At 66.3% G+C, this 16,359-nt stretch carries 18 protein-coding genes; 11 read left to right on the top strand and 7 right to left on the bottom strand.

Annotation, left to right across the window (positions count from 1 at the left end; all coding sequences use genetic code 11):
* The first annotated feature begins 14 nt into the window (after window positions 1-14).
* From MUH00_RS05435 to MUH00_RS05420, 4 genes are all read left to right on the top strand, one after another.
* Entirely contained in the window at window positions 15-917 is a 903-nt protein-coding gene (locus tag MUH00_RS05435; protein WP_247002813.1) for a winged helix-turn-helix domain-containing protein, read from the top strand.
* 182 nt (window positions 918-1,099) lie between these two features.
* Window positions 1,100-1,387 carry a hypothetical protein gene (locus tag MUH00_RS05430; protein WP_247002812.1) on the top strand — a complete coding sequence of 96 codons (288 nt, stop codon included), beginning with the start codon at window positions 1,100-1,102 and terminating at the stop codon, window positions 1,385-1,387.
* A gap of 71 nt (window positions 1,388-1,458) precedes the next feature.
* A complete protein-coding gene (locus MUH00_RS05425) occupies window positions 1,459-1,989 on the top strand; it encodes a hypothetical protein (RefSeq protein ID WP_247002810.1) in 531 nt (176 codons plus the stop codon).
* A 168-nt stretch (window positions 1,990-2,157) separates the two neighbouring features.
* Complete coding sequence (locus MUH00_RS05420; RefSeq protein WP_247002808.1) at window positions 2,158-3,177, top strand: DUF5787 family protein; 1,020 nt, start codon at window positions 2,158-2,160, stop codon at window positions 3,175-3,177.
* A 27-nt stretch (window positions 3,178-3,204) separates the two neighbouring features.
* On the opposite strand, the gene MUH00_RS05415 is transcribed toward MUH00_RS05420, so the two are convergent.
* From MUH00_RS05415 to MUH00_RS05400, 4 genes are all read right to left on the bottom strand, one after another.
* Window positions 3,205-4,347 carry a sensor histidine kinase gene (locus MUH00_RS05415; protein WP_247002806.1) on the bottom strand — a complete coding sequence of 381 codons (1,143 nt, stop codon included), beginning with the start codon at window positions 4,345-4,347 and terminating at the stop codon, window positions 3,205-3,207.
* 35 nt (window positions 4,348-4,382) lie between these two features.
* A complete protein-coding gene (locus MUH00_RS05410; RefSeq protein WP_247002804.1) occupies window positions 4,383-5,855 on the bottom strand; it encodes an ATPase domain-containing protein in 1,473 nt (490 codons plus the stop codon).
* Between the two features lie 125 nt (window positions 5,856-5,980).
* Window positions 5,981-6,805, bottom strand: coding sequence for an MBL fold metallo-hydrolase (locus tag MUH00_RS05405; protein WP_247004084.1), 825 nt, complete (start codon window positions 6,803-6,805; stop codon window positions 5,981-5,983).
* 42 nt (window positions 6,806-6,847) lie between these two features.
* Entirely contained in the window at window positions 6,848-7,216 is a 369-nt protein-coding gene (locus tag MUH00_RS05400) for a hypothetical protein (protein ID WP_247002802.1), read from the bottom strand.
* Window positions 7,217-7,378: 162 nt separating this feature from the next.
* Between MUH00_RS05400 and MUH00_RS05395 the strand changes: the two genes are divergently transcribed.
* The 3 genes from MUH00_RS05395 to MUH00_RS05385 all read left to right on the top strand — a co-directional run bounded on the left by MUH00_RS05395 (window position 7,379) and on the right by MUH00_RS05385 (window position 9,933).
* Window positions 7,379-7,843, top strand: coding sequence for an ArsR/SmtB family transcription factor (locus tag MUH00_RS05395; protein ID WP_247002800.1), 465 nt, complete (start codon window positions 7,379-7,381; stop codon window positions 7,841-7,843).
* Window positions 7,844-7,921: 78 nt separating this feature from the next.
* Complete coding sequence (locus tag MUH00_RS05390; RefSeq protein WP_247002798.1) at window positions 7,922-8,737, top strand: hypothetical protein; 816 nt, start codon at window positions 7,922-7,924, stop codon at window positions 8,735-8,737.
* A gap of 92 nt (window positions 8,738-8,829) precedes the next feature.
* Window positions 8,830-9,933: an outer membrane lipoprotein-sorting protein gene (locus tag MUH00_RS05385; RefSeq protein WP_247002796.1), complete on the top strand. Its 1,104-nt coding sequence runs from the start codon at window positions 8,830-8,832 to the stop codon at window positions 9,931-9,933.
* Window positions 9,934-10,041: 108 nt separating this feature from the next.
* Here the strand turns inward: MUH00_RS05385 and MUH00_RS05380 are convergent, their stop codons facing one another.
* A complete protein-coding gene (locus tag MUH00_RS05380; protein ID WP_247002794.1) occupies window positions 10,042-11,463 on the bottom strand; it encodes an ATP-binding protein in 1,422 nt (473 codons plus the stop codon).
* Window positions 11,464-11,626: 163 nt separating this feature from the next.
* Here MUH00_RS05380 and MUH00_RS05375 point away from each other — a divergent pair, with 163 nt between their 5' ends.
* Window positions 11,627-11,995 (top strand): universal stress protein, encoded by a 369-nt coding sequence (locus MUH00_RS05375; protein WP_247002792.1) that lies wholly within the window; start codon window positions 11,627-11,629, stop codon window positions 11,993-11,995.
* Between the two features lie 2 nt (window positions 11,996-11,997).
* Window positions 11,998-12,564 carry a GNAT family N-acetyltransferase gene (locus MUH00_RS05370; protein ID WP_247002791.1) on the top strand — a complete coding sequence of 189 codons (567 nt, stop codon included), beginning with the start codon at window positions 11,998-12,000 and terminating at the stop codon, window positions 12,562-12,564.
* Window positions 12,565-12,568: 4 nt separating this feature from the next.
* On the opposite strand, the gene MUH00_RS05365 is transcribed toward MUH00_RS05370, so the two are convergent.
* Window positions 12,569-13,027, bottom strand: coding sequence for a universal stress protein (locus MUH00_RS05365; protein ID WP_247002789.1), 459 nt, complete (start codon window positions 13,025-13,027; stop codon window positions 12,569-12,571).
* Between the two features lie 178 nt (window positions 13,028-13,205).
* Between MUH00_RS05365 and MUH00_RS05360 the strand changes: the two genes are divergently transcribed.
* The gene (locus MUH00_RS05360; protein ID WP_247002787.1) at window positions 13,206-13,667 is read left to right on the top strand and encodes a universal stress protein; all 462 of its coding nucleotides are present in this window, start codon (window positions 13,206-13,208) and stop codon (window positions 13,665-13,667) included.
* A gap of 57 nt (window positions 13,668-13,724) precedes the next feature.
* Window positions 13,725-15,005 (top strand): DHH family phosphoesterase, encoded by a 1,281-nt coding sequence (locus MUH00_RS05355; protein ID WP_247002785.1) that lies wholly within the window; start codon window positions 13,725-13,727, stop codon window positions 15,003-15,005.
* Window positions 15,006-15,338: 333 nt separating this feature from the next.
* On the opposite strand, the gene gnd is transcribed toward MUH00_RS05355, so the two are convergent.
* Window positions 15,339-16,238, bottom strand: coding sequence for a phosphogluconate dehydrogenase (NAD(+)-dependent, decarboxylating) (gnd, locus tag MUH00_RS05350; RefSeq protein WP_247002783.1), 900 nt, complete (start codon window positions 16,236-16,238; stop codon window positions 15,339-15,341).
* Window positions 16,239-16,359: the final 121 nt, after the last annotated feature.

The raw sequence follows: 16,359 nt of genomic DNA, 5'->3' as shown, positions 1-16,359 counted from the left end.
GTCTACCTCCCGATATGAGTCGATCGGACGTCTCGAGCGAGCGCGACAGCTTGCTCGAGTGCACGGACTGTCTCGACCCCGCCGACGCGTTCGCGCTCGTCGGGAACGAGACGCGGTTATCGATCCTCGAGGCGCTGTGGGCGGCCGACGAACGCCCCGTCTCGTTCTCCGACCTGCGCCGAGCGGTCGGGATGCGCGATTCGGCGCAGTTCAACTACCACCTCCAGAAGCTGACGGGACACTTCGTCACGCAGGTCGAGGACGGCTACGCGTTCAAACACGCCGGCGAGAAGGTCGTCCGCTCGGTGATCGCCGGCTCGTTCAACGAACACCCGTCGATCGAGCCGTTCTCGGTCGAGGGCTCCTGTTTCGCCTGCGGCGGCGCGTTGCGGGCGAGCTACGAGGACGAACGACTCGCCATCGGCTGCACCGACTGCGGTCACGGTCACGGTGAGTACGCGTTCCCGCCGGGCGGGCTGAACGATCGCACGCGCGCGGAGATCGCGGACGCCTTCGACCAGCGGGTCCGTCACCTGCACTGCCTCGCGGCCGACGGCGTCTGTCCGGAGTGTAGCGGCCGCATGACGACGACCGTCGTCGAGGACGACGACTGCTGTCTCGGCGTGAGCCGTCGGGTCGATCACGAGTGCGCTCAGTGTGGCCACACGCTCTGTTCGGCCGTCGGCCTGCGCCTGCTCGACCACTCCGAGGTCGTCACCTTCCACCGCGAACGAGGCGTCTCGCTCGACGAGCGCCCCTACTGGACGCTGCCGTGGTGCGTCTCCGACGAGTACACGAGCGTCGTCGATCGCGACCCGCTGCGACTCGAGGTCAGGATCCCGATCGCGGGCGACGAACTCCGGGTGACGATGGACGAGGATCTCACCGTCCTCGAGACGCGGATCGACGGCGCCTGAGCCCGTCTCGCCGCCGCAGTTCCGTTTTTCGTCTCCGTTCGAACGTCCGGCCGCGACGCATGCCGTCGAAACCCATCGTCTCCGTCGCCCTCGCGGGGACTGAAACGGGATTCGGTAATCCGCCTTACAGAAGTGTTTTTCAGATTACACTTATTCGCCGCCCGCGCGTCGCACTAGCCGTGATGTACGACCCTACCGAACCTCGGACGATCGAGTCGGTCGACGGGCGGAGCGTCGCCGAAGTCGCCGCGATCGCGATCGGAACGTCGGTGCTGCTCGTCGGGGCGACGACCGCCGCGTTCGCGGCCGCAGCGGCCGTTGACGACGACTCGACGATGGCGTTCGCCGCGGCGCTCGCCGTCGGTATCGGAACGATCGCGGCCGGGATCGTCGCGGCGAGACGGATCGGTGCCAGGCTCGAACCGATCGTCCAACGGCGCTCGGCACCTCACGTTCGGCCTCGGTTCTGATCTCCTGCTTCCGAACCGGTTCCGCGGAAGAGTGATGTCTTTTATTTATTCCCAAACAGTACGTCGGTACAATGAATCGCCGCCTTCGCGCCGCGGTCATCCCGTTTTTCATGGCCCTGTTCCCGGCAGTGTGGTACATCGATCGCAACGTTCTCTCCGAGCAGTTGTACCCGCACGTCGAACCCACCGCTGGACTGATCGGTCTCGCCGTCGGGGCCGCAATCGTCGGTTCGGCCGCGTTCGCCGCGGTCTTGGCGCTCTTCCGATCGAAAACCGTCGACGACGAACGCGAACTGCCCTACCGACAGCGAGTGCTTCAGCCGGATTCGACCGCGCTCGTCGTGTTCTTCGGGTTCATCGTCGTAACCCTCGGGTGGGCGCTCGTCGAAGTGGCCGAGATCGGTCCCTCGCAGCTCGGAGACGCGCTCTCGGTGCTCCTGATCCCGCTGAGTATCCCGCTGCTCGTCCTCGCGCCGTTCACGATCCGCTACCACTGGGCGTTGATCCTCGGACTCGTCCTCTGCGTGCTGTGGATGTCCCTTCTCGCAACCGTCTCGTCGGACGTCATCCGCCGTCGATCGCTCCCTGCGACGGACGAGTGACGCGCCCGTCGCGCGATCACGTCGCTCGAAACCGTCTCCCGGCGGCTGGCGGAGTCGCGCTTGCTATCCCGAGAGGGGCCGCGATCCAGCGCGGGACGCTCGCGACGGTACTCCGGTCCGATCGCCCGAACCAGACGACTTTTCTCCGATCCGCCCCTCTCACGTACCGTGTCCGAGTTCGCGTTCGAACTCGCCCTCTGTGCCGCCCTCGAGGAGCGACGCGAGGGGATCGTCGCCCGCCAACTCGGCGCGAGCGTGGCGGCGTCCGGCGGCCGAATCCTCGACGTCGTCCGCGTCGATCCCGGCCCGGAGTTCGCCGATCGGGTCGCCCTCACCGCGGAGACGATCCCCGACGCGGCGATCGAATCGGCCGTCGGGAGCGGCCGCGCCCGCTACTGGAAGGACGCCTTCGACTGCCACCCGGCGCGGGCTCGCCGGGCCACGGAGCGCGCCCTCGAGATCGGCTTCTTCGAGCGCGAACTGCGACCCGGCCGCGAGTACGTCCGACAGGTCGCCCGCTACCCCGACTGGTACGATCGCATCGTCGGGATCGAGAACAAGCCCGACCTCGGCCGGCCGGGCGACCTCGAGGCGCAGTTGCGGACCGACGTCAGCCTCGCGCTGGTCGACGAGGTCGTGCTCGCGACGGGGAGCTACGTCACGCGCGCGCACCTGAACCGCATCCCCGAGGAAGTCGGCGTTTGGCGGATCCACCGCGACGGCCCGTCCACCGCTCGAACCGCCGACGATCGGACTCCCGACCGCGTTCCGCCCGTCGAGATCGAGGTCGTCCGCGAACCGACGCCGTTGCCGGTCGCCGACCCCGGCATCGAACCGATCGAGTCGCACCCCGGGAAAACCGATATCGCCGTCGTCTCCGCGAAAGAGAAGGCCCGCGCACGCCGCCGAATCGCCGAACGGGCCTACGGGAAGGGGTGGCGAACGTACGCCTTCCCCGACTGTGCGTCCTGTCGACCGGCCGACTCGAGCGGCGCGACGGTGCCGTACTGCGAGTGGAAAGACCGCGTCGTCGACGCGGGGTCGGAGTGCGGGCCGTCGTGTCCGGGATACGAGGCGGACTCGGCCCCCGAGATCGACCTCGACGGCGAGCGAGCGCGGCGAACGCCGTGGGACCCCGATCCGACGGGGAGACGACGTCGGCAGTCGGGCCTCGATCGGTTCGGATGAGACGGCTCCGTCCGCTGACGGCCGTCGTTACGCGTCGGACTCCTCGATCGCGGGCAGGGTAACCGTAAACGTCGCTCCCGCACCCGGTTCGGAGTCGACTCGGATGTCCCCGTTGTGCCGCTCGACGATCCGCTTACAGAGCGCGAGACCGATGCCGGTCCCGTCGTGTTCGTCGTGACTGTGCAGTCGCTGAAACACGTCGAAGATGCGCTCCTGGCCGTCCGCATCGATGCCGATGCCGTCGTCGTCGACGGCCACGTTCCACATCGCCGCCCCTCGAGACGCGGCGTCTCGGGGATCGCCCGAGGACGCTCCGGAAGTCGCCCGTTCGGCGGAAACGCGAATCCGCGGCGGGTCGTCGCCGCTGTACTCGATCGCGTTCGACAGCAGGTTCTGAAACAGCTGTACGAGCTGGTTGGGGTCGCCCCGGACGCGGGGGAGCGACTCGACGCTGATCCCGGCGTCGTGTTCGTGGATCTTCACTTGAAGGTTCGAACGCACCTCGTCGAGCACGTCGTTCAGGTCGACCCGCTCCAGCGACTCTCCGCTCGTGTCGACCCGCGAGTACTCGAGCAGGCCGTCGATCATGCTGCGCATGCGATCGGCGCCATCGACGGCGAACTCGAGAAAGTCCTCGGCGTCGGCGTCGAACTCGTCGCCGTGGCGCTGCTCGATCAGCTGCAGGTAACTCGAGACCATCCGCAGGGGTTCCTGGAGGTCGTGTGACGCCGCGTAGGCGAACTGCTCGAGGGATCTGTTGGACTCTTCGAGCCGCGTGATGTAGTGGAGCAGATCCCTCGACTGGTTGCGCCGGACGAGGAGGGTATTGATCCGGCGAAAGAGGAGATCCGGATCGATCGGCGCGTCGACGATGTCGTCGATGAGCACGGGTGATTCCCGATCCCCCGCGTCCGGCAGCGAAATCCGAACCGCGCTGTCCGGGCGGCGAACGAGGATGATCGGGCAAAATACGGGATCGCTCGCTTCGACGTGCTCGCGGAGCTCGGTGTGGTACGCGGGAAACGTGTGATCGTCGACGAGGTAACAGTCGGCCTCGTCGACCGACTGATCTACGTCGACGTCGTAGCGGCCGTCGAGAAGTTCTCTGACCGCGGCGCGGTTTCCCGCTTCTTCGATGAGCAGTTGAATAGTGCACTCGCTTGGCCTCATGTGTACTGATCTCGGCTGGCGGCGGTCGCAAACGGTCAATCGCTCCGAGCGTTTCTGGAAACGGTATTGATGCGGGGCGATCCCTGGAGAATCCCGGAGAGACCGGTCAGGGAATCACCGACTCGAATGCCGTCCTCGGAGAGCTCGAATTCGCGGAGCGTATGTTCGAATCCGCCCGTTCGCTTTTTCAACACCCCGACAACTTTGCGGAGGCTGCCGTCCATTTCGACGTAGCTTAGGAACATGATGTTGTCGGCGACGTAGCTCAGATTGCTGCTGGTCGCCTCGGAGATGCCCGTGATCTCGGAAATCTCGTTCGTCACCAGCACCGTCACTCCGCGGCTCTTCAGATAGCGCGTGAGCGCGTGGAGCTCCCGTATCAACTCCGTCTCCGTGCCCTGGATCGCGACCGTGTAGCCGTCGATCCCGTCGATCATCACGACGTCCGTGTCCAGGCGATCGACCTGCCGCTTGACCCTGTGAGCGAACTCCTCGCTCGAGAGCGAGAGCGGTTCGACTTCGGTCACGGAGAGCGTTCCGTCGTCTTGCAGGTCGGAGACGGGGATGCCGATCGACTCCGAGCGATGGTTGTACGTCTCTGCGTCCTCCTCGAAGAGATAGATCGCCGAACTGAGGCCGTTCTCGGCCGCCTCCGTCAGTAACTGCGTTCCGGTCGACGTTTTGCCGACCCCTGTCGGCCCGCTGATGAACGTCACGGTCCGCTGGTCGAACCCGCCGCCGATCAGGTCATCGAGCTCGTCGATTCCGGAGCAAAGCAGACTCGATTCGAACGACCGGTCGTTCTGTCTGGGAAGTAGCTGCGGATAGACTTCGATCCCGGTGTCGCGGATCTCCATTCCGTGATCGCCCTCGCGTTGTCCGAACGCGCGGTGTTTCGAGACTTCGATTCGGCGTCCGTTCTCGCCCCACTCCAGTTCGATGATCCCGTCGCTGAGCGATCGAATCTCCATGTCGTACTCCTGGTCCGGCGACGGCGTCGCCGTGGTGATGACGGTCACCTCCCCCTGTTTGAGAAACCGCATGAACGAGAGGATCCGCTTCCGGAACTGGTGGTCGTTCGCCTCGACGTAGCGCAACTGCGTGATCGGATCGATGACGACGCGGTTCGGGTCGATCTCCCGAATTGCGTCGTGGATATCACGGGTGTACCGTTCCCGTTCGATATCGCTCGGGTTCACCAGATCGTACGAGTAATCCTCCGTGAAGAAGTCGGAGTCAGGCCCCAGATCGAGAAACTCCGCGTCGGAGATGTCGACGCCCACTGCCCTCCCGTTCGCAAGGACCTCCTCGCGCGACTCCTCGCCGTGAATGAATAGCACCGTCTCGTCGTTTCTCACCCCTTCCTCAAGGAAGTGCATTCCGAGTAGCGTCTTTCCCGTTCCCGGTTTTCCCTGGACGAGATACATCCGGCCGGTACCGAGTCCGCCGTGGAGCAGTTCGTCGAGCCCGTCGATTCTGCTCCGTATCGATGAGACGCGGCCACTCATACGCTGGCCAAAGACATTGGCAGTAATGAATGGACTTCTTTTCGAAACGTATGACAGCGAAAATATTAGTCGAGAACTGAGAAACTACTGCGCTGACATCTCTCGGGCGACGGAGCGAGGGTCGACTACAGCTCGTACCGCTCGCCGTCGATCGCGAGCGGCTCCTCGAACGCCTCGTCGGACGGGTAGTAGTGGGCGAGGTGCACGAGTCGCGTCCGATCGGCGTTCAGGTCGTCGGCCAGGGCGAGCGCTCCTTCGCGGGTCATGTGTTTCGTCCCGAACGTCCGCGGAACGCCCTCGGGGTCTTCGTGTCGCCCGCCGATCGGGTGGTACTCGCAGAGGTGAGCCGGAACGATGGCGTCGGCCAGTAGCAGATCGGGATCGGCGAGCGCCTCGCGCGAGCGGTCGGGGACGTCGTAGCTCGTGTCGCCCGTGATCGACAGCTTGGCGCCGGTTTCGGGGTCCTCGATCGCGAGCCCGTAACAGACCAGCGGCGGGTGGTCGACCGGTACGAGCGTCACGTCGAAGCCGCAGATCCCGACGGGATCGAACGGCGCGGTCGGATGGACGGCGATCGGATCCAGGTAGTCGTAGTCCGAACGGACGGTCTCGGCGACGCTCTCGCCGGTCGCGGGATCGGTCTCGTCGGCCGCGTAGATGTCGATCGAGTCGAAGACCCGAAAGACGTTGCCGAGGCCGTCGAGGTGATCGAAGTGAACGTGGGTGACGACGGCGGCGTCGGGGAGCGCTACGTCGTCGCGCAGGAACTGGTACCGGAAGTCGGGGCTGAAGTCGACCAGCAGCGACTCGCCGCGTCGATCGTTCTCGACGTGGACCGAGAAGCGGGTGCGCTCGACGCCGCGATCGCGGGCGGTTTCGCACGTATCACAGTCGCAGCCGACGGTGGGCGTGCCGGTCGTGTCGCCGGTTCCGAGCAGCGTTAGGCGCATCGTCACGTCGGACCTCCGTGTCGCTCGGCTTCGGATTCGAGCCTACACATACGATTGCCCTTCCGCGAACGCTCGCTGGAGAAGCGGGTGTTCGTCATGCGCGTCGACTCGATCCGCCGGGAGGACGTACACCGAAACGACGACGCCGCGTTCGATCCCGACAGTCTCCGCGAGTCGCTCGAGTTGCCGTTCGCGCACCTCGTCGGCCGCCTCGAGGATGACCAGCACCTCGGCCTCGGCGTGGATGTTGCGCTCGCCCTGTACCGAGTCGCCGAAGGCGACCAGGTCCCGGATCGCGTCGCCGTGTTCGGCCCGCGCCCGCTCGGCAAACGCGTCCGCAGCGTCGGCCTCGGCTTCGGGCCTGACGGGAGCGGCGGGATCGTCCGCTCCGCGTGGCACGTGCTCTCTCATGTGAATGTGATTCGCGCCCGTCGCATAAAGGGTATACCGATCGTCGCGGCCGCGAGCAGCCGCCGCGTTCCGTCGCCCCCGTGACTCAAAATCGATTTTGAACCACGGCAGTAGTTACGTACCGGGAGCGCGAACCCCCGGCTACTGCGAATATCGCCACCTATGTCACGACTCCTTCCGACGACGCCGGACGCGTCGACCGATCGTACGGGCGACCCGTCGCTGCTGTGTATCGACGACGAACGGACGGACGACGTGCTCGCGTCGCTGTCCTCGGGGACGGCCCGATCCGTGTTCCGCGAACTGAACGATCGCCCGTCGACGGCCGCCGGCCTGGCCGACCGACTCGAGATGTCGATCCAGAGCGTCAGCTACCACCTCGAAAACCTCTCGGAGGTCGGTCTCATCGAGGTCGCCGACACCTGTTACTCCAAGAAGGGCCGCGAGATGGACGTCTACACCGTTTCCGACGAGCCGCTGGTCCTGTTTCTGGGAACCGAAGACGACCAGCCGGGGCTGCGCGTGGCCCTGAAGAACCTCGCGTCGGCGGTCGGACCGGCGGGCATTCTCGCCATCGTTTGGGGCGCTCTCGGTTGGATCGTCGGGAGCGACGTCGGAGAGGCGTAACGCTCGGGTCCCACGGCCGGTCGAGAGTTCCGTACCTACAGGTATTTTTACGTGCGTCGGTACGCGCCTTTCGTGTGAATGGTCGAACAGATCAAACGCCGAACGGAAACGGACGGCTGTGCGTGTCTCGAGTGCCGCGGCGTGGACTCGATCGTCGCGCGCCGGGGGATCGGAGACGTGTTCCTGTGGGCGCTCGGCGTGCTCCCGTCGCGGCCGTCGATCCCGCTTCTGTTTCTCGCGCTCGCGGCCGCCCGGCTTATCGGGCACCTCGGATCGTTTCGCCTCGAACTCGCGCTCGCCGGCGTCACGTTCGCCGTCGGACCGTTCGTCTACTGCTACGCTGCAACGCTCGCCGCCGGGGCGATTGCCGATCGCCGGTACGCCCCGACGACGGCGGTCGCGTACGCGCTTCGTCGGTCGCCGGCGGTGATCGGAACGATGCTGATCTGGTTCGTCGTCACGGGGATATTGCTGGTTGAGATCGTTCTCACGGCGGTTTTCGCCGTTTCAGCGTCGGGGATGGCCGCCACGATCGGCTGGCTGCTCGGGACCGTCGCGCTATTCGGACTGCTCGTCGTCGCCGGGGCCAAGTCCGTCCTCGCGCCGACGGCGGCCATCGTCGGCGGATACGGTCCGATCGCCGCGTTCCGGGTGAGCTGGGGGATCGTCTCGCTCCTGCGACGGGCCACGATTCTGCTGGTCGGGCTGGTGCTGACGATCGCGACGGCGGTGTTCGTCAGCGAACTCGGTACGGCGACCGAACCGTACCCTCTCCTGGGGAACGAGACGGTGCGGCTCGCCGTGTTCGGGTTGAGTACCACCGCGACGTTTCTGTCGACGGCCATCTCCGCGCTCGTGCTCTGTCATCTCTACGTGCAGGGCGTCCTCGAGTGACGCCGGTCGAAGGTTCGTCGGCCGCGGAGACTCAAAACCGGTTTTGAGTCAATACAATCCATAATACGTACCAATTCGAAGTGCAAATTGCAATGACAACTAATTGGTTCCCGCCGCGGCTCGGCGTCCTCTGCGTCGCCGTTTTGCTCGTGACGGCGGGGTGTACGAACGCACCGATCGACGGAAGTACCCTCGACGCGGAAACGATCGCCGAAAACGTTCAGGAGCGCCACGAGGAGATCGACGACCTCCGCGGCGTTCAGCGGACGACCGTGGAGTTCGGCGACGAGACCACGACGACGACCCTCGAGGTGTGGGAACGATCGCCGGATCAGTACCGCCAGGAGGTTCGGTCGTCGACCGCCGGCCACACGACCGAAGGAGACGTCACCGTCGCCAACGAATCCGGCGTGTGGAGTTACAGCGCGAGCGACGACGTCGTTCGGACGTTCGAGTTCGAGAGCGACGCCGGCGCCGGCGGTACGATCGGCACCATGGACGAAGCGCAACTCGAGCGATTCCTCGAGACGTTCGACGTCGAACACCTGGGGACCGACACGGTCGCCGACCGCGACGTTCACGTCATCAGACTCACGCCGAGCAACGAGAGCGCGGCCGACGACGAACTGGCCGGGATCTACGACGAACTCAAGCTCTGGGTCGACGAGGAGTACTGGTATCCACTTCAGCAGCGCGCCGAACTGACGATCGGCGGTGAGTCGCAAACCGTGACGACCACCTTCGAGGAGATCGAATTCAATGCGGACGTCGCCGACGAGCGGTTCGCGTTCGACCCGCCCGAAGGCGCCGAGATCGTGACCGCCGAGGACGTCACCAGAGAGACGTTCGACGGCCTCGAGGCCGCGTCCGACGCCGCGCCGTTCGACGTCGCGGCGCCCGACGAGCCCGACGGATACAGCTTCGAAACGGCCACCGTGATCGACGACGGTACTGGGACGATAACGGTCAGCGCGACCTACGCAGGTCCCGACGACGGCCTGTGGCTGTCCGTGACGGACGACCGCGACGCCGAGCCGCCGGGCGAGGAGGTGACGGTCGACGGCACCGAGGCCACGCTGGTCGACGGACGGGTGAACGCCCTCTACTGGACGTGCGGCGATCTCGAGTACAGCCTGAGCGGCGACCTCGAGCGGACGCAACTCGTCGAAACCGCCGCGTCGATCGACTGTCCCTGAGCGTTCGCGGGGGTATCCGGGGGTTCGGGTGAGCGACCGCGGTCGACGGCAATCTTTCCGAGACGCGAGAACGGTGCCGGATGCGCTCCTACGGACCCCGTTGACCGGCTAGTCGTCGCCGTGATCGTGCGAGTGATCGTGACCGTGGTCATGTCCGCCGTCGGAACTCGCCTTGCTGATGTCGCCGCCGGCGACGAGCGCGTCGTGATCGCCGCCCATCATATCCATGTTCTTTAAGGTGTCGCGCTCCTCGAACTCCTCGACGGCCTCGAGCAGATCCTCCTGGGTCAGGCTCGTCCGATCCTCGGTGAGCGCCTCGAGCACCGCCTCCCGGAGGACCATTCGGAGGTCGCTGCCGGTCAACCCCTCGGTCGCGTCGGCGATCAGTTCGGGGTCGAACTCCTCGATCGTCATCTGGCGGGTGATGACCCGGAGGATGTCCGCCCGCATGCCGTAGTCCGGCTTGGGGAAGTTGACGATCTCGTCGAAGCGCCGCCAGGCCGCGGCGTCCAACTGGTCGGGGTGGTTCGTCGCGCCGATGAGCAGGACGTCGTCCTGGATGAGCGAGATGTTGTCGATGCTCTTCAGCAGGGTGTTGACCGCCCGCTTCAGCGCGGCGTGTTCGTCGCTGCTTCTGGTCTTGGCGACGAAGTCAAACTCGTCGATAAAGAGGATGCAGGGGGAGAGTCGCTTCGCGACCTCGAACGTCTTGTCGACGTTCTTCGCCGTCTCGCCCAGGTACTGCGAGGTGATCATCGAGAGTTTTACCTCGACGAACGGCAGGTCCATGTCCTGGGCCAGCGCCTGCGCGGTCGACGTCTTCCCCGTCCCCGGCGGCCCGACGAACAGCAGTTTCCCGATCTCGCGCAGGCCGATGTCAGCGAGGTAGTCGCGGTGTTCGATCGCCTTCGAGATCTTGTCGAGTTCGTTCTCCTGGTCGGCGGTCAACACGAGGTCGTCCAGCGACATGTCGACCTCCTCGGGGGCGCGAACCTCCACGAGGTCGAGCATCTCCTCGTCTTCCTCCTCGTCGAAGTACTGCTCGAGCAGGCCGTCGATCCAGACCCGATCGGCCTGAATCGGCCGGTTGCGATCGCGCGCCGCCTCGTAATCGACGTCGACGTCGAACTCGTCGTGCTCGGTGAAATGTCTCGCCAGCGTCGGATTCTCGAGCAGTCGATCGTCGTCGACGCGCTCCGCGAACCACTGCTCCGCGAGCCCCTCATCGGCGAGCGTGATCGTCCCCGAGAACTCGTCGCGCTCGGTGAACATCAGCTCCGAGACGGCCGCCCAGGGCTGATCGATCTCGGTCGCCTCGCGCGCGGCCGCGTTCGTCACGGTGAGCGGACGACTGATTCCGGCCGGCTTCGCCTGCGTACCGCCGGTTTCGCTCCCGTCGTCGTCGACGCCGCCGGACCAGTATACCCGGCGGTACGCCGGCGGAAGATCGTTCTCGTCCAGTCGTCTATCGTCCGAATACACGCTCGTCGTGAGCAAAAACTCGACGACATCGAGCGCCGCGTCACTCATTCCGTGGACCTATTCACCACATACCCTTAACGCCGTCGTCACGCGCCGACGTCGTCGCACACGACCCGCGGGATAACAGCTGATGCGCGATCCGCGAGATCGGCGGCGGCGCGGCGATTCGACCGGCACAATCGTTTTCGTCTCGTAGCTCACACGCGTACGTATGAACGTGTTGCTGGGACTCGCGGGTAGCGACGAGTCGATCACGGCGCTTCGCCGGACGATCGAGCGGACGCGCGCTGCCGGCGACGACCTCACTGTCGCCATCGTCGAGAAGCCCGAGGCGGAGCGATCGCAGGACGAGATGCGCCGGCAGGCGGAGGATCTCCTCTCGAAGGCCGGGATCGACGCCGCGATCGAACGGTTGGACGGCGATCCAGGCAGCGCCCTCGTCGACCACGCCGAACAGGGCGAGTTCGACCAACTGGTCATCGGCGGCGGCACGCTGAGTCCGATGGGGAAGATCCAGCTCGGGCCGGTCACCGAGTTCGTCCTGTTGAACTCCCCGATCACGGTTACGCTGGTACGATAACGATGGACCGAGCACGTTCGTATCCGGACGAACCGGCGGGCCCGTTTCAGTCGCCGCCGACGTCGTTCGAGGACGGCGACGATCGGCCGATCGTCCTCGAGGCCGTCGACGGATTCGACGGCGACGTCCTCGACGACGTCGTCGAGATGTACGATCAGTTCGATCCCACCGACCGCGCGCAGGGGATTCCGCCGACCGGCGAGGAGCGCATCCGAAACTGGCTCGAGGCGATCGGCGGCGACAGCATCAACGTCGTCGCGCGCCACGACGGCGACGTGATCGCCCACGCGATGCTCGTCCCCGACACCGACGATCCGTCCGCGATCGAGGAGCGTCGTGACGTCGAGTGGGAGCTGGCGATCTTCGTCCTGCAGACGTATCAGCGGGCCGGCATCGGGACCGTCCTGCTCGAGAACCTGCTCGGCCGCGCGAGCGACCTCGGCATCGAACGGGTGTGGCTCACCGTCGAACGCTGGAACAACCCGGCGATCGCCCTCTACAAGCGCGTCGGGTTCGAGACGACCGGCGCGGAGAGCTTCGAACAGGAGATGGCGATCGTGCTGGACTAGCGACTCAGACGGACAGCACGGGCTGGCTCGCGTAGGAGAGAACGTACTCGGCCGCTTTTTCGAGGACTTCGGCGGAGGCTCCGGTCACCGGTTCGCGCGGCAGGACGATGAAGTCCGCGTCGACCGCGTCGGCGGTGTCGAGGACGACGTTCCCGGGGTGGCGCGTCTTTCGCGTCTGCGAGAAGCCGTTGTCGACGGACGTGGTCAGGGGGACGCCCTCGTCGTCCGCGATCGCGCTCACGTCGTCGAGAAACCCCTGCGTGTTCTCCGCGACGGCGGATTCGTCCACCGTGCCGACGTCCATTCCGCGGACGACGCCCCGACCGAGCACGAACAGCACGTGCACGGACGCGTCGTATCGATCGGCGATCGCGACGGCGTACTCGACGGCGGTAGCGGACTCGTCGCTCCCGTCGACCGGCGCGAGGACGGTGTCGACGGCGAACGGCTCGCTGGCGTCCATGGGCGCCAGTGCGTGGCCCGCCGTCAAAAAGGCTCCCCCGCGTCGACCCGGATTCGGAATACGACGTCTCGCCCTCGCCCGTCGACGGAGTGAGAAGTCTCCGGTGGTGTCTCGGTCGGATTCCCGACGACGAGAACCGTCGAGTGAATTTATGCCGATTCGGTCGCAATCCACGAGCATGTTCGATACGGTCGTCGTCGCCACCGACGGCTCCGACAGCGTGAAACGGGCCGTCGACATCGCGATCGATCTCGCGGATCGATTCGACGCCGAGGTCCACGCGCTCTCGGTGATCGACGCGAGCGAGGTCGACGCCTCGCCGGAACAGCTTCGGAACGAACTCCGCACCGCCCTCGAAACCACCGCCGACGCCGCGCTCGCCACGGTCGAGCAGCGAATCGATCGGAACGTGGCGACGGCGATCCGGGAGGGTCGTCCCGCCCCCGAAATCCGCGAGTACGCCCGCGAGATCGACGCCGACCTGATCGCGACCGGGACCCGCGGTCGCCACGGGGAGAATCGCCTCCTACTCGGGAGCGTCGCCGAACGCGTCGTTCGCACCTCGCCGGTTCCCGTGCTGACGGTCCGGCAGCTCGACCCCGCGAGCGGCGGCGGAGAGGAGTCGGTCTCCGACGCCTGAATCCGCGACAGAACGAAGACCGGCGGTTACTTCCGCACCCGGCGCCCAGAACTGGCCATGTACGACGAGCTCATCGACAGCCGCGACTTGTCGATCGCCCGCAAGTCCGTCCTGCCGGGAACCGGCTTCTTCTTGCCCGATTCCCTGGAGGAGGACCTCGAAGACGAACGGACGGCAGCCGCGCTCGAGGGCGCCGAGGTCGCCGTCGTCGCCGACCCCGACGCGGACGGCCTGGCCTGCGTCGCCCTGCTCCGGGAGGCCTACGACGACGTCCGGAACGTGCCGGAACCGGACGGTGACGAAGCAGACGACTCGGCCCCGGAGCCCGAGGCGGCCGACGCCGTCGACGACGTCGAGGCGGACCCCACCGTCCTCGCGGGCGACGCGGAGAGTCCGCTCGACGAACCCGAACCGACGCCGCACTCCGTCGCCCTCGTCCCGGCCGGCCCCCACGACGTCGAAGACGCGCTGGCCCGAGTCGCCGAGTACGGCGACGACGGAATCGACCTCTACGTCTGCGACCTCGCGCCGGACAAGTACGAGTACGTCGAGGAGGAACTCGCGATGGCGCTCGACGCGGCCTCGCGAGTCGCCTGGTACGACCACCACCAGTGGCACGACGACGTCGCCGCGGCCGTTCGCGACGCCGGCGTCGACCTCGTCGTCGGCGACTCGGACGAGGAGTGCAGCGCGGACGTCGTCTACCGATCGCTCGAGTACGACTTCGACGAGCGGTACGAGGAACTCGCAGCCGTCACCCGGGACCACGACCTCTGGCTGCGCGAGGACCCCCGCAGCGACGACCTCGCGGACTTCGCCTACTGGACCGATCCGGCCGAGTACGTCGAGGTCGTCCGCGAGTACGGCGCCGACCTCCCCGAGTGGGTCCTGGCCTTCCTCGAGGAGCGCCGCGTCGAGAAGCAGGCGCTGATCGATCGCGCCGTCGCCCGCGCGGACCTCCGCGAGATCGGCGGCTACACGGTCGGCGTCACCTACGGCCGCTGCTCGCAGAACGAAGTCGCCGAGGCGATGCGCGAGCAGGGCGCCGACGCCTCCGTGATCGTCAAACCCGCCGGCTCCGCCTCGATCCGCGGCACCGACGAATTCGATCGCTGCCACGAGGTCGCGGGCCTGGTCAACGGCGGCGGCCACCCCAAGGCCGCGGGTTGCAAACCCGACATCTACGACGACATGCTCGACTACGCGACCCACTGGACCTCCCGCGGCGCGGTCGCGAAGCAGGTCATCCTCGACGCGTTCCGATCGGTGACTGAGACGGACGCAGACGAAGAGGAAGAAAGGGAGTCCGAGAGCGCGGATTCCGGCACCTCGTCGTAATCGATCATCGATTCGGTTCAGAGACAACCGATCTCTCGGTATTACAACACCACGAAAGCCCCTGACACTCTCAAGTCGGTGCGCTCGCTGCGCACCTCACGTCGTTCGGTGCTTGCATCGCGCGCCTTCCTCGAGAGTGCCAGCCCCTTTCACTCCCACCCGCGGTGGCCTGTCCGAGTAGCCAGAACGGGTGGGAGTGAAAGGGGCTGTCGTTGAGCAGATGCGGAGCGTCTGCTCAACGCCAGGGGCTTTCGTGGTGTTTTCGATCGTCGCAGTACCGTCCGCATCCCATACCGATCGAATCTCTACTGCGAAAATCCGACAACCTGGACGTTACTCCTGCCGTTGAACCTCGTGGCGGCCGAAGCCGTACCGCAGCCGGTTCGCGAGTCGTCGCGAGAAGCGGCCGTCGTCGGCCCGGGAGCCGAACCGTTCGGAAAGCGAGGTGTAGATCAGCGGCAGCGGGACCTCCTGTTCGAGGGCCTCCTGGACCGTCCAGGTGCCCGTCGAGCCGCCCTCGACCCGATCGGCGACGTCGCCGAGGTCGGTGCCCTCCTCGCGGAACGCCTCCTTGCAGAGTTCGAGCAGCCACGATCGGATCACCGCGCCGTTGTTCCAGACCGAGGCGACCTTCTCGAGGTCGAGGTCGTACCGACCCTCGTGGAGGAGTTCGAACCCTTCGCCGTAGGCCTGCATCAGCGCGTACTCGACGCCGTTGTGGACCATCTTGACGTAGTGGCCGGAACCCGCGGGACCCATGCGCTCGTGGCCGTCGGGGCCGGTCGCGACCGCGTCGAAGACCGGCGAGAGTTCCTCGTAGGCCCACTCGGGGCCGCCGACCATCAGGGAGAAGCCGAGTTCCGCCCCCGCGGGACCGCCGGAGGTGCCGCAGTCGAGGTAGGCCGCGGAGCAGGCCGCTGCGCGCCGAACGGAGTCCTCGAAGTAGGAGTTGCCGCCGTCGACGACCACGTCGTCCGCGTCGAGGCGCGGGTCGAGTTCCTCGAGCGTCGCGTCGACGGGGTCGCCCGCGGGGACCATCAGCCAGATGCGCTTGTCGTCGCCGAGTCGATCGGCCAGATTCGCGATCGAGTCCGCCGGTTCGGCGCCGGCGTCGGCGGCCGTCGCCACGGGGTCGGGGTCGAGGTCGAAGGCGACGACGTCGTGGCCGGCCGCCAGCGTTCGATCGACGACGATCTGCCCCATGCGTCCGAGTCCGATTACGCCCAGTTGCATGGCGGGAGATGTGCGGTGCGGTGAGGTAGGGGTTGTGATTCGATCGCCGGTCCGTCCGTCGCGTTCGACGGGCCGGAAGCCGACGGTTCCGCCGGGCTCTCGGAACCGCACACGCGGTACG

The organism is Halosolutus gelatinilyticus, from assembly GCF_023028105.1.
GTDB lineage: Archaea > Halobacteriota > Halobacteria > Halobacteriales > Natrialbaceae > Halosolutus > Halosolutus gelatinilyticus.
The sequence above is the reverse complement of the archived record's forward strand: the minus strand, read 5'-3'. Positions and strand labels throughout refer to the sequence as shown.

Bases quoted from the DNA above. Each gene is read 5' to 3' on its own strand.
- MUH00_RS05435 (WP_247002813.1), top strand. From the start codon at position 15: ATGAGTCGATCGGACGTCTCGAGCGAGCGCGACAGCTTGCTCGAGTGC.
- gnd (WP_247002783.1), bottom strand. From the start codon at position 16,238: ATGCAACTGGGCGTAATCGGACTCGGACGCATGGGGCAGATCGTCGTC.
- MUH00_RS05390 (WP_247002798.1), top strand. From the start codon at position 7,922: ATGGTCGAACAGATCAAACGCCGAACGGAAACGGACGGCTGTGCGTGT.
- MUH00_RS05385 (WP_247002796.1), top strand. From the start codon at position 8,830: ATGACAACTAATTGGTTCCCGCCGCGGCTCGGCGTCCTCTGCGTCGCC.
- MUH00_RS05405 (WP_247004084.1), bottom strand. From the start codon at position 6,805: ATGCGCCTAACGCTGCTCGGAACCGGCGACACGACCGGCACGCCCACC.
- MUH00_RS05430 (WP_247002812.1), top strand. From the start codon at position 1,100: ATGTACGACCCTACCGAACCTCGGACGATCGAGTCGGTCGACGGGCGG.
- MUH00_RS05375 (WP_247002792.1), top strand. From the start codon at position 11,627: ATGAACGTGTTGCTGGGACTCGCGGGTAGCGACGAGTCGATCACGGCG.
- MUH00_RS05365 (WP_247002789.1), bottom strand. From the start codon at position 13,027: ATGGACGCCAGCGAGCCGTTCGCCGTCGACACCGTCCTCGCGCCGGTC.
- MUH00_RS05425 (WP_247002810.1), top strand. From the start codon at position 1,459: ATGAATCGCCGCCTTCGCGCCGCGGTCATCCCGTTTTTCATGGCCCTG.
- MUH00_RS05370 (WP_247002791.1), top strand. From the start codon at position 11,998: ATGGACCGAGCACGTTCGTATCCGGACGAACCGGCGGGCCCGTTTCAG.
- MUH00_RS05410 (WP_247002804.1), bottom strand. From the start codon at position 5,855: ATGAGTGGCCGCGTCTCATCGATACGGAGCAGAATCGACGGGCTCGAC.
- MUH00_RS05380 (WP_247002794.1), bottom strand. From the start codon at position 11,463: ATGAGTGACGCGGCGCTCGATGTCGTCGAGTTTTTGCTCACGACGAGC.
- MUH00_RS05400 (WP_247002802.1), bottom strand. From the start codon at position 7,216: ATGAGAGAGCACGTGCCACGCGGAGCGGACGATCCCGCCGCTCCCGTC.
- MUH00_RS05415 (WP_247002806.1), bottom strand. From the start codon at position 4,347: ATGAGGCCAAGCGAGTGCACTATTCAACTGCTCATCGAAGAAGCGGGA.
- MUH00_RS05360 (WP_247002787.1), top strand. From the start codon at position 13,206: ATGTTCGATACGGTCGTCGTCGCCACCGACGGCTCCGACAGCGTGAAA.
- MUH00_RS05395 (WP_247002800.1), top strand. From the start codon at position 7,379: ATGTCACGACTCCTTCCGACGACGCCGGACGCGTCGACCGATCGTACG.
- MUH00_RS05355 (WP_247002785.1), top strand. From the start codon at position 13,725: ATGTACGACGAGCTCATCGACAGCCGCGACTTGTCGATCGCCCGCAAG.